Below are 11,921 nucleotides of genomic sequence, written 5' to 3' on the forward strand. Positions count from 1 at the left end.
TCCGGCGACGCGTTAGGGCCGCGTCGAACCGAAGGGGCTTGACTGCCGTGGGCCTTTACCACGGAAGCCCCGCTTGCGGAACGCGACAATGGCATGACGGGGCTCTACGAAAGTCGCATGTCCTCCAAAAGGACGAGGGAGGCGTGCCGCGGGCGGCCGGCTCAGGCCGCCGCGATGACGCCCTTGAGCTGGTCGCGGACCTGCCCTGCAATGGCGCGGTAGATCGCCGCATGGGGACCGTCCGGCTCGCTGTCGACGACGGGATTGCCGGCATCCGAGGTGGCGCGAATCGCCATGTGCAGCGGGATCTCGCCGAGGAAGGGGACCTCGAGCTTCTCGGCCTCGTGCCGCGCGCCGCCATGACCGAAAATGTCCGACCGCGTGCCGCAATGGGGGCACTGGAAGTAGCTCATGTTCTCGACGATACCGAGCACGGGCACGTTGACCTTCTTGAACATGGCAAGCCCTCGCCGCGCATCGATCAAGGACAGGTCCTGCGGGGTCGAGACGATCACCGCGCCCTTCAGCGGCACGTTCTGCGCCAGCGTGAGCTGGGCATCGCCGGTGCCCGGCGGCATGTCGACGACCAGCACGTCGAGCTTGCCCCATTCGACGTCGCGCAGCATCTGCGTCACCGCCGACATCACCATGGGACCGCGCCAGATCATCGCGGTCTCTTCCTCGACCAGGAAGCCGATCGACATGATGGCGAGACCGAAGCGCCGAAGCGGAATCATTTTTCGCTCGTCGTTCAGCTCCGGCTTGTCGTGCAGGCCGGTCAGCCGTGGCACCGAGGGGCCGTAGATGTCGGCATCGAGCAGCCCGACCTTGAGGCCGAGGTCGCGCAGGCCCAGAGCCAGGTTCAGCGCGGTGGTCGACTTGCCGACGCCGCCCTTGCCGGAGGCGACCGCGATCACGGCGGCAACGCCCGGGATTTCCGACTGCCGCGCCATCGGCGACCCGCCGCCCTGCGGCGGCTTGTGGGCATGGACCGGCTGCACGCCGGGCGTGCCGCGGCTGGGTTGCGGGGGTGGCGGCGGCGCGGAGCCCGGCTTGCGCTCGGCGGTCAGCGCCACCATGACGGTGGTGACGCCGGGAATGGTGCGCACAGCGGCCTCCGCTTCGGCTCGGATGGACTCCCAGGCCCTCGCCTCCGCGGCATCGACATTGATCGAGAAGAACACCTTGCCGTCGGACGCGCTGATCGCGCTCAGCACGTTGGCATTGGTGAGCGCGACCCCGCGGGGAGATTTGATCCTGGCGAGGCTGTCGAGAACCTGTTGCTGCGTCACGCTCAAAGCGCATCTCCTGAACGGAGCATGATCCGGAGCCGGAGGACGGCGCCAGCGCAAGGCGTGGCGCGGCTTTCCGGCAAGGTCATGCTCGAGACTCTAGGATGCCCCATTAGAGCGGAAACGCCCAAAAGGCTACTGCCTGCCGATATCGTCGGCCTTCTCGGCGGGCGCCGCCCCCTGCTCCCTGGCGGCCTCGTAATTCAGCTCGATCATGACCCCGTTGGGATCGTTGACGAAGATCTGCCAGAGGTCGCCGCCGGGCACCTGGCGGGACTCGAACTTCATCTCCTTGGACGCCAGCCGCCGCTTCATGCCGTCAAAACCGCGACTGACGAAAGCGACATGATGGACAACGCCGGAATCCGGCTTTTGTGGCTCGGCGGTCGCAGAAATATCGACGAGATGCACCACCGCCTTGCCCTCGCTGTACATCCAGGCGCCGGGGAAGGCGAAATTCGGCCGGGCGCCTTTTTCGAGGCCCAGCACATCCTCGTAGAAGCGGACGGTCTCGGCCAGATTCCGGGTCCGGATGTTGAAATGATCGAGGACGCCAACGCTCACGCCGCCCATGCTTTTGCTCCCTTTTTTGAAGTCCTTGGTCCCGCCATCCTAGCACAGGGGGCCGCCAAACGAAGCCGTTGCCCTCCGCCCTTAACGGTTTATGGTGCGCCTCCGATCCGCCCTCGCGGCGGAACTTGGAGGACGCCGCCCTGGCGCCCTCGCCCGGCTGCAACCGTAAAACTCAAGCTACGGACAAGGTACCACACATGGCTAAAGTCGCTTTCCTCGGTCTCGGCGTCATGGGCTATCCCATGGCCGGACACCTCGTGAAAAAAGGGGGCCATGAGGTCACCGTCTACAACCGCACCGCGGCCAAGGCGAAGGAATGGGCGGACAAGTTCGGCGGCAAGACCGCACCGACCCCGAAGGCCGCCGCCGAAGGTCAGGATTTCGTGATGTGCTGCGTCGGCAACGACAACGATCTGCGCGCGGTCGCGATCGGCGCCGACGGCGCGTTTGCCGGCATGAAGAAGGGTGCGACCTTCGTCGACCATACCACCGCCTCCGCCGAAGTCGCGCGTGAGCTGGACGCGGCCGCGACCAAGGCCGGCTTCAAGTTCATCGACGCGCCGGTCTCCGGCGGCCAGGCCGGCGCCGAGAACGGCGTTCTGACGGTGATGTGCGGCGGCGCGCAGGACGCCTATGCCGGCGCCGAGCCGATCATCACAGGCGCCTATGCGCGGATGTGCAAACTGCTCGGGCCCGCCGGAAGCGGCCAGCTGACGAAGATGGTCAACCAGATCTGCATCGCGGGCCTGGTGCAGGGTCTGTCCGAAGGTATCCACTTCGCCAAGAAGAGCGGCCTCGACGTCGCCGCAGTGATCGAGACCATCTCCAAGGGCGCGGCGCAATCCTGGCAGATGGAAAATCGCTACAAGACCATGAACGAGGACAAGTACGATTTCGGCTTCGCGGTCGAATGGATGCGCAAGGACCTCTCGATCTCGCTGGCTGAAGCCCGCCGCAACGGCGCCAACCTGCCTGTCACCGCGCTGGTCGATCAGTTCTATTCCGAGGTCGAGAAGATGGGCGGCAAGCGCTGGGATACGTCGAGCCTGCTGGCGCGCCTACAGCGCTGAGGAGCGTGTCGACGGTCGCTGCCGGGCAGCTGCGACCGTCCCCGGCCTTGACGCGGCGTCGCGTCGAGGTCTGGCAAACGCATCGAGCCGCAGAACGAACACCGCGGGGACCGACTTGCTGAGCGTGATAGCCGCCGTCTTCATCGTCGCATATGCGGCCATCGCGCTCGAACACCCGCTCGGCGTCAACAAGAGCGCTTCGGCTCTCCTGGGAGCGGGCCTGCTCTGGACCATCTACGCGCTGTCCGTCGGCGACGCCTCGCTCGTCAACCACCAGCTCGACGAATCCGTCGCCTCGACCGCGCAGATCGTCTTCTTCCTGATCGGTGCCATGACGATCGTCGAGGTGATCGACGCCCACAACGGCTTCGAAGTCATCACCTCGATCATCCGCACCACGAAGCAAACCACGCTGATGTGGATCATCGGCTTCGTGACGTTCTTCCTGAGCGCGATCCTCGACAATCTCACCACCACCATCGTGATGATCTCGCTGATCCAGAAGCTGATCGGCAACAGAAGCGATCGCCTGCTGTTCGCCTCGATCATCGTCATCGCGGCCAATGCCGGCGGTGCCTGGACCGTGATTGGCGACGTCACGACGACGATGCTCTGGATCGGTGGGCAGATCACTCCCCTCAGCATCATGAAATCGGTGTTCCTGCCCTCACTGCTCAACCTGCTGATACCGCTGCTCATCATCGGCTATTCGCTCAAGGGGAAGGAGATCGTCCCTCCGCTGCAAGGCCAAGCACAGGCCCTCAGGGTCGAAGTGTTCGAGCGCAACTTGATGTTCTATCTCGGCCTCGGCACCCTGATTGCCGTTCCGGTTTTCAAGGCCGTGACGCACCTTGCGCCCTTCATGGGTATTCTTTTCGGGCTGGGCATCCTCTGGCTGGTCGGCGAGATCGTTCACCGCCACAAGGACGAGGATGCGCGCCGTCCCCTCACCCTCGTCCATGCGCTGACGCGCATCGACATGAGTTCCATCGTGTTCTTCGTCGGCATCCTCATGGCCGTCGCGTGCCTGGAGCATGCTCGCGTGCTGGAACTGTTGGCGAAATGGCTCGACGCCACGGTCGGGCGTCTCGACGTCATCGTCATCCTGCTCGGCCTGTTGAGTGCCATCATCGACAACGTGCCGCTCGTCGCGGCCACGATGGGCATGTACAATCTGGTGCAACATCCGCCCGACAGCTTCATCTGGGAGTTCATCGCCTATTGCGCCGGCACCGGCGGCTCGATCCTGATCATCGGCTCGGCCGCGGGCGTTGCCGCCATGGGACTCGAGAAGATCGAGTTCTTCTGGTACGCCCGCCGCATCGCAGGGCCCGCGCTGGTGGGGTATCTGGCGGGCGCGATGGTCTACATCGCGCAGTACGCGGCGCTGCATTGACGGCGCAGGCGAGATTCAAAATTAACGGCGGGTTAACGTAATTCTTTAGCTCCTTAAGTCACCTCTTAAGGATTTCTTGCCAGAGATAGACAATGCAGAAGGCCCGCGTCCGGCGTGGGCAGGAATCGTGTTGCTTGATGAGTAACCCCGCTGAAAAGCCTGAGGTTGTGCAGCTTCCGGCCGAGCCGGTGAGCGCTCCATCGGCGAGCAGCCGAAGGGCTGCGGCGCAGCGGGTGCGCGAGGCGCGGGACAAGTTAACGTCGACCAGTGGAACCCGGCCGGCCTTCGACGCCGAGATGCTGCGCCAATACGCCCAGACGCGGCTGTCGGCTTCCTATGTCGTGATGCTGCTGGTGGTCGCGACCGGTGTGCTGTTCGGCCTGTGGATGCAGCCGATCCCGGCCGCCGCCTGGACCGCCGGCATGCTCTGCCTCCACAGCGCCATGACCCGCAGTTGCCGGCGCTTCCTGATCGAGCCCGCCTCGCCCGCGGCGACGCGCGCATGGCGCACGCGCTTCGTCGTGCTCGACCTGCTCTATGGCCTGTGCTGGATGGCGATCCTGATCCATCCCGTGCTCGACATGGTCACGGAAACGCTGATGATGTTCCTGATGCTGCTGGTGATCGCAGTGTCGAGCATGCTCGCCGCCAATCTGCCGATCGCAGCCCTCGCCGCCACCGCGCCGGTCGCGGTCGCAATGGCGCTGAGCTTCGTGATGACCGGCTCGCTGGACAATTACATCCTGGCCGCGCTCGCGCTCGCCGCCGAAGGCTATTTCGTGCTGCTGGCGCACCGCCTGCACTCCTCCACCTTCGCCACGCTGGAAGCGCGCGCAGAGAAGGACGCGCTGATCGGCGAGCTCGAACAGGCAAAGGCGATCTCGGACGAGGCGCGCCACCGCGCCGAATCCGCCAACGTCGCCAAGTCGCGCTTCCTCGCGCAGATGAGCCACGAACTGCGCACGCCGCTGAACGCCATCCTCGGCTTCTCCGAGGTGATGAAGAGCGAGATCTTTGGCGCGCATGCGGTGCCGGTCTACAAGGAATACTCGGCGGACATCCATAATTCCGGCGTGCACCTGCTCAACCTCATCAACGAGATCCTCGACCTGTCGCGGATCGAGGCCGGCCGCTACGAGCTCAACGAGGAAGCGGTGTCGCTGGTCGGCATTGTCGCCGACTGCCATCATCTGATGAAGCTGCGCGCCTCCAGCCGCGGCATCACCATCCACGAAGTGTTCGAGCAGGCCATGCCGCGGCTGTGGGCCGACGAGCGCGCGATCCGCCAGGTCGTGCTCAACCTGCTCTCCAACTCGATCAAGTTCACCCCGCAAGGCGGCGAGATCTGGCTCAAGGCCGGATGGACCGCCTCGGGCGGGCAATATCTCTCGGTGCGGGATTCCGGCTCCGGCATTCCCGAGGACGAGATCCCGGTCGTGCTCGCCTCGTTCGGCCAGGGCTCCAACTCGATCAAGTCCGCCGAACAGGGCGCCGGCCTCGGCCTGCCGATCGCCAAGAATCTGATCGACCTGCATGGCGGCACGTTCACGCTGAAATCGAAGCTGCGCATCGGCACCGAGGTGATCGTCACCTTCCCGCCGGAGCGCGTGATGAGCGCGCTGGCGCCGCTGTCCGATGATTCGCCGCCGCTCCAGCCGGAGAGTTCCGTACTGCCCGAGGAGAAGCGCCGGCCGCGCCACAAGCCGATCATGAGCGCAGGCACAGGCTCCTAACCAGATGCTTGCAGACATGCCCGACAATCCCCCACTATGTCCGAATGAGCAAAGAAACGCCGTGCGTCGCCGTCTGCATGATCGATCCCAGGACCAAGCTGTGCTTCGGCTGCGGCCGGACCTTGCCCGAGATCGCGCGCTGGCACGCCATGGAAAGCGCCGACCGGCTCGCGGTCATGGCGCTGTTGCCGGCACGCATGACGGAAGCTGGACTGGCGCCGATCGCGGCATCGCCGAAACGTACCTGACCGGCCTGCGCGCCTGCGGAGGCGCGCGATGATCCGCTTCCTGCTCGTTCTCGTCATGCTTGCCGGCACGGCAGGCGCGGTCGTCGCCTATGGCGACCCCGAGCAGATCGCGCGCGCCAGCCACAAGGTCTCGCACATCTTTCGCGCGCAGACGGCAACGCCCGCCCCTGCGGTGCAGATCCCGCGCGGCCAGGGCGGCGAATTCGCGCTGCGCGCGAAGATCAACGGCATCGCCGCGCCGATGGTGATCGATACCGGCGCGACGTCGGTGGTGCTGACCTGGGAAACCGCGAAAGCCATCGGGCTGCCGCTCGAGATGCTCGAATACGATGTCGACCTCGAAACCGCGGGCGGCCATACCAAGGCAGCCCGCCTCACGCTCGACCGTCTCTCCGTCGGCCATCTCGTCGAAAAATCGGTGCCGGCCCTGGTCGTCCAGCGCGGGCAGATGAAGACCAACCTGCTCGGCATGAGCTTCCTCGACCGCCTGGAGAGCTGGGGCGTGCGCGCCGACAAGTTGATGCTGACCGGCTATCCCGAGCTTCAGAGCAGCCATCGCCGCTCGCGCACGGCGCTCGACTAGATCATCCGCAAGAACCGTCGCGCAGGTGCCGACGGCTTCGCTTCACACGGGCCGTGACTCAATCCCTGCACCACGCGTGCATGCCGGTTGGTGGGGCGAACCGAAAACGCGAAAACAACCCCATGCACAGTAGCCGAGGCTTGTCAGAACAAGGGCTTACGCGGGACAACGATTTGCGCCTCCCCGGAGTCATTTGACACGTCGGACAAAACACTGGCACAACGGCAACATCGCACAATCCGCCAGCGTCTCTCGAGCGGTGGCGCGTCAACTCATCGACCTCTGAAACATCGCATCGGCCCGCAGGAACGGGGCTAGGCTGCCGCTTCTTCCGCCGGCGCGCGCGCACCGACGCGCGAGATCGCATCGCGCAACACCTCGAGGCCGGCGCCCGCCTTAACCCCGTGCTCGGCCAGATGGCGGCGGAAGGCCCGCGCCCCGGGCACGGCATGGAATGCGCCGACGAAATGCCGCGTGATCGCGTGCAGCCGCGTGCCGCGGGCGAGCTGCTGCTCGATATAGGGCATCATCGCCTCCAGCGCGTCCTGCATGGTCGCGTGCGGGCTCGCCTCGCCGAAGATCTCCCGATCGACGCCGAGCAGCCGCCACGGGTCCTGATAGGCGGCGCGGCCGAGCATCACGCCGTCGACATGCTCGAGATGCGCTCTCGCTTCGTCGAGGCCCGGAATGCCGCCGTTGATGATGACAGGCACGTCAGGCATCGCGCGCTTGAGCCGATAGACGCGCTCATAGTCGAGCGGCGGGATGTCGCGGTTCTCCTTCGGAGACAACCCGTTGAGCCAGGCCTTGCGGGCATGCACGATCAGTGCGTCGCAGCCGGAGGCGACCACCGCGCTTGCAAGCGCATCAAGGGCCACTTCCGGGTCCTGGTCGTCGATGCCGATGCGGCACTTCACCGTGACGGGAACCGCGACAGCGCGCTTCATCGCATCGACGCACCTCGCCACGAGTTCCGGCTCCGCCATGAGGCAGGCGCCGAAGCGGCCATCCTTCACGCGGTCCGACGGGCAGCCGACATTGAGGTTGATCTCGTCATAGCCGAACGCCTCGCCGATCCGCGCAGCCTGCGCCAGCTCGTGCGGATCCGAGCCGCCAAGCTGAAGCGCCACCGGATGCTCGATCGCATCGAACCCAAGCAGCCGCTCCCGGTCGCCATGAATGACGGCGCCGGTGGTCAGCATCTCGGTATAGAGCAGCGCCCGTCGCGTCAGGTGACGATGGAACACCCGGCAGCCCCGGTCAGTCCAATCCATCATGGGCGCCACGGAAAAGCGATAATCTTGATATTTCAATAAGTTGTCCCATTCTTTCGATGGCCTGGAACGTGAACCAGGTGCACACGTGTGCACTTAAACTAGCCCAAATTGCACACGTTTGTACCGCATTTGATCTCCCGGTGCACACGTAGCGCATACGAAATCTGGCTGGAGTGCACACGCAATGCCGACGTTTACAAAACTCAGATCGGGAAGCTGGCGCGTTCAGGTCAGGAGGAAAGACGAGTACATCGCAAACATGTTCGTGCGACGGCGCGATGCTGAAGAATGGGCGCTTGATGTGGAGCGCTCTATCGATCGCGGCACCGCAATTCGACGTTCCCAGCCTTTTGAGCAGCCTCGAATTTTTTCCGATTTGATCACCCTGCATCTCGACGATCTTGCCCAGGTCGGCAAGCCCGTACGACGATCCAAGTCGATGGTGCTCAAGGCCCTCAAGCTCTCGCTTGGACGAACAAACCTCAAAGAGCTGACCAGGGAGAGATTGATTGAGTTCGGGCGAAAGCGAGCTGCTCAAGGCGCTGGACCGGCGACCCTTGCGATCGATTCCTGACCGAAGTGGCCATCACCCTCGGCCGCGAGCCGGCCGCGGTTCGTAAGCTCGCGGCGCCCGCTCGTGCTTAGATGAATAGGACGCATCCTGATCGAAGCCCGTGCAACTTCGAAGCGGCCGGGCCTCGATCAGCGATTTCTTCGCCGTCCCTCGATAAGATCGAGAACTGCCATAGCGGCCTCAAGTACGTTGGTACCAGGTCCAAACACGGCTGCCACTCCGTTCCGAAGCAATTCCTCGTAGTCCTGCCGTGGGACGACGCCCCCGCAAACAACAATGATGCCGCCAGCGCCAACCAGCTTCAACTCCCTGACAACCTGAGGAACGAGCGTTCTGTGACCGGCCGCGAGCGACGAGACCCCCAGAACATGTACTTTTGCCTGAACGGCCATCGCGGCAGCTTCGGCTGGCGTCTGAAACAAAGGACCGGCAACAACATCGAACCCCATATCGCCGAATGCCGACGCAATAACCTTCGCACCTCGATCATGACCATCTTGTCCTAGCTTGGCGATCATAATCTTTGGCCTCACGCCGATCGCTTGTGACACTTCGTCGAGCCGCGAGACAAGATTGGTGAACTCGGGATCGTTTCCATAAGCAGGGCCGTACACACTCGAAACAACATCGGGTATCGCCTGGTGATCTCCAAAAGCCAGCCGCATTGCGTCAGACATTTCGCCGACGGTTGCTCGAGACCTAGCGGCCTCAATCGCGGCTTCCAGCAGATTTCCCTCACCTGACTGCGCGACCCGGGTCAGTCGAGCCAACGCACTGGAGGCGCTCTTAGAATCTCTCGACCGTTTGATATCGGTCAGGCGACGAATTTGCGAGGCGCGCACAGTCGAATTGTCGATCTCCAGAATGTCGATTGGCTCCTCTTGTTCAAGCCGAAACCGATTAACTCCGACGATGACCTGATCACCGCGATCAATCGCGGCCTGCTTCCGTGTCGCCGATTCTTCGATCAATCGCTTAGGCCACCCTGTCGCGATCGCGTTCGCCATCCCTCCCCGCTCTTCGACCTCCTCCATGAGTTGCCAGGCAGCCTTGACGAGATCGTCCGTCAGGCGCTCGACATAGTAGGATCCCGCGAGGGGATCGACGACGTCGGCGACGCCGGTCTCATGCTGAAGGATTAGCTGGGTGTTCCGGGCAATCCGAGCCGAAAACTCAGTGGGCAATGCGATGGCTTCGTCGAACGAATTTGTGTGCAGCGATTGCGTGCCGCCCAGAACGGCGGCTAAGGCCTCATAAGCGGTCCGTACGATATTGTTATAAGGATCATGCTCCTGGAGCGACACTCCCGACGTCTGACAGTGCGTACGAAGCACTAAGGACGACTGCTTTTCAGGGTTGAATTCCGCCATAACACGCGACCAGATAAGTCGAGCAGCGCGCAACTTCGCCGCTTCCATGAAGAAATTCATTCCGATAGCGAAGAAGAATGAAAGCCGCCCTGCGAAGTCATCGATGTTAAGGCCCTTGGCAAGAGCAGACCGGACGTATTCACGTCCATCAGCGAGCGTAAAGGCCAACTCCTGGACGAGCGTCGCCCCCGCCTCTTGCATATGGTAGCCTGAAATCGAGATGGAGTTGAAGCGCGGCATGTTCTGCGCGGTGAACGCTATAATGTCAGCAACAATGCGCATCGATGGTTCCGGCGGATAAATGTATGTATTGCGGACCATGAACTCCTTCAGAATGTCATTTTGGACAGTTCCCGAGAGAGCTTCGCGCGGAATTCCCTGCTCTTCACCGGCGACAATGAAGGTTGCGAGAATGGGGATTATCGCTCCGTTCATAGTCATCGACACCGACGTTTCCCCGAGGGGAATGCCGTCAAAGAGGATCTTCATGTCTTCGACTGAGTCGATGGCAACGCCCGCCTTCCCGACATCACCTAGGACGCGAGGATGATCAGAATCATAGCCGCGGTGGGTCGCCAAATCGAATGCAACCGACAAGCCCTTCTGTCCTGAGGAAAGGGCGGAACGATAGAATGCGTTTGACGCCTCTGCAGTCGAGAATCCCGCATACTGGCGGATTGTCCAAGGTCTACCAGTATACATCGTCGCCTTAGGACCACGAACGAACGGCAACATGCCAGGTAACGTGTCCAGATGCTCGATCCCATCCAAATCAGACGCCGTATAGATCGGCTTGACTTCAATGCCCTCCGGAACCTTCCGCACGAGCGCGATGGGATCGCTTTTTAGTTCCTTCTCGGCAATCCTCTTCCATTCATCTGGAAATGCCATCGACATTCTTGATCTCGCACGGGTTGCCGGCCAAATTGTCAACTACGCGTCGCGGGCTAGATGCCCGCTTACGCAAACTCCAGGATCAGCGCGTCCACCGCCAGCGTCGCACCGGCGCTGGCGTGAACCTTCTTCACGGTGCCGTCCTGCTCGGCGCGCAGCACGTTCTGCATCTTCATGGCTTCGACCACCGCGAGCGTCTCGCCGGCCTTGACCTCCTGCCCCTCGGTCACCGCGATCGAGACCACGAGGCCGGGCATCGGGCACAGCAGCTTCTTGCCGGTGTCGGAGGCCGTCGTCACCGGCATCAGCCGGGCCGAAGTCGCTTCCGCTTCGGTCCAGACATAGACCGGGACCTCGACGCCCTGGTGCGCGAGACGAATGCCGTTGGGAATCGGCCGCGCCTGCACCGCGACGAAGTGGCCGTCGATGCTGCCTTGCCAGACCGGATCGCCCGGCTTCCACGGCGAGGCCAGCAGATGTGCGTTGCCAGTCTTGCCTTCGGCATCGACGAAACGGATCGCGATCGCCTCGCCCTCGCGCGCGACCTCGAGCAATATCTCCTGGCGGTCGAGCCAGACCGCGCGGCGGCGCTCGCGCTGCACGACGCGGCCGCCCATCTGCCCCGAGATCTGGCGCTTGCGCTCGCCCAGCACGTGATCGATGGCGGCGCCGACCGCGGCGATCCGCCGGGCGACCTCACCTTCGGGCACGCGCACCGCAAAGCCCTTGGGGAATTCCTCGGCGATGAAGCCGGTCGACAGCCGGCCCTCGCGCCAGCGCGGATGATGCATCAGCGCCGACAGGAACGGGATGTTGTGCCTGATGCCGTCGACATAGAACGAGTCGAGCGCGGTCGCCTGCGCCTCGATCGCGGCCGCGCGCGACGGCGCGTGGGTGACGAGCTTGGCGAT

At 63.4% G+C, this 11,921-nt stretch carries 11 protein-coding genes; 6 read left to right on the forward strand and 5 right to left on the reverse strand.

Features of this window, described 5'->3' with window-relative positions:
• Positions 1 to 161 precede the first annotated feature (161 nt).
• The gene (locus AABA86_RS13735) at positions 162 to 1,298 is read right to left on the reverse strand and encodes an Mrp/NBP35 family ATP-binding protein (RefSeq protein ID WP_338307177.1); all 1,137 of its coding nucleotides are present in this window, start codon (positions 1,296 to 1,298) and stop codon (positions 162 to 164) included.
• A 129-nt stretch (positions 1,299 to 1,427) separates the two neighbouring features.
• Positions 1,428 to 1,865, reverse strand: coding sequence for a VOC family protein (locus AABA86_RS13740; RefSeq protein WP_212246770.1), 438 nt, complete (start codon positions 1,863 to 1,865; stop codon positions 1,428 to 1,430).
• A gap of 197 nt (positions 1,866 to 2,062) precedes the next feature.
• Between AABA86_RS13740 and AABA86_RS13745 the strand changes: the two genes are divergently transcribed.
• The 5 genes from AABA86_RS13745 to AABA86_RS13765 all read left to right on the forward strand — a co-directional run bounded on the left by AABA86_RS13745 (position 2,063) and on the right by AABA86_RS13765 (position 6,895).
• Positions 2,063 to 2,935, forward strand: a complete 873-nt coding sequence (locus tag AABA86_RS13745; RefSeq protein WP_212246771.1) for an NAD(P)-dependent oxidoreductase — start codon at positions 2,063 to 2,065, stop codon at positions 2,933 to 2,935.
• 115 nt (positions 2,936 to 3,050) lie between these two features.
• Positions 3,051 to 4,331: a sodium:proton antiporter NhaD gene (nhaD, locus tag AABA86_RS13750; protein WP_212246773.1), complete on the forward strand. Its 1,281-nt coding sequence runs from the start codon at positions 3,051 to 3,053 to the stop codon at positions 4,329 to 4,331.
• Positions 4,332 to 4,468: 137 nt separating this feature from the next.
• Positions 4,469 to 6,064 carry a sensor histidine kinase gene (locus AABA86_RS13755; protein WP_212246775.1) on the forward strand — a complete coding sequence of 532 codons (1,596 nt, stop codon included), beginning with the start codon at positions 4,469 to 4,471 and terminating at the stop codon, positions 6,062 to 6,064.
• Positions 6,065 to 6,108: 44 nt separating this feature from the next.
• The gene (locus AABA86_RS13760) at positions 6,109 to 6,312 is read left to right on the forward strand and encodes a DUF1289 domain-containing protein (RefSeq protein ID WP_026202286.1); all 204 of its coding nucleotides are present in this window, start codon (positions 6,109 to 6,111) and stop codon (positions 6,310 to 6,312) included.
• A 28-nt stretch (positions 6,313 to 6,340) separates the two neighbouring features.
• A complete protein-coding gene (locus tag AABA86_RS13765) occupies positions 6,341 to 6,895 on the forward strand; it encodes a TIGR02281 family clan AA aspartic protease (protein WP_038946259.1) in 555 nt (184 codons plus the stop codon).
• Positions 6,896 to 7,209: 314 nt separating this feature from the next.
• On the opposite strand, the gene dusA is transcribed toward AABA86_RS13765, so the two are convergent.
• Positions 7,210 to 8,208 carry a tRNA dihydrouridine(20/20a) synthase DusA gene (gene dusA / locus AABA86_RS13770; protein WP_338307178.1) on the reverse strand — a complete coding sequence of 333 codons (999 nt, stop codon included), beginning with the start codon at positions 8,206 to 8,208 and terminating at the stop codon, positions 7,210 to 7,212.
• 148 nt (positions 8,209 to 8,356) lie between these two features.
• On the opposite strand from dusA, the gene AABA86_RS13775 reads away from it, so the two are divergent.
• On the forward strand, positions 8,357 to 8,746 hold the full coding sequence (locus tag AABA86_RS13775; protein ID WP_338307179.1) for a hypothetical protein: 390 nt from the start codon (positions 8,357 to 8,359) through the stop codon (positions 8,744 to 8,746).
• Between the two features lie 128 nt (positions 8,747 to 8,874).
• Here the strand turns inward: AABA86_RS13775 and scpA are convergent, their stop codons facing one another.
• Positions 8,875 to 11,013 (reverse strand): methylmalonyl-CoA mutase, encoded by a 2,139-nt coding sequence (gene scpA, locus AABA86_RS13780; RefSeq protein ID WP_338307180.1) that lies wholly within the window; start codon positions 11,011 to 11,013, stop codon positions 8,875 to 8,877.
• Between the two features lie 62 nt (positions 11,014 to 11,075).
• A partial coding sequence (locus AABA86_RS13785) for a biotin/lipoyl-containing protein (protein ID WP_338307181.1) occupies positions 11,076 to 11,921 on the reverse strand: 846 nt, incomplete at its 5' end.

This window comes from Bradyrhizobium sp. TM233, assembly GCF_036247965.1.
Classification (GTDB): domain Bacteria; phylum Pseudomonadota; class Alphaproteobacteria; order Rhizobiales; family Xanthobacteraceae; genus Bradyrhizobium; species Bradyrhizobium ottawaense.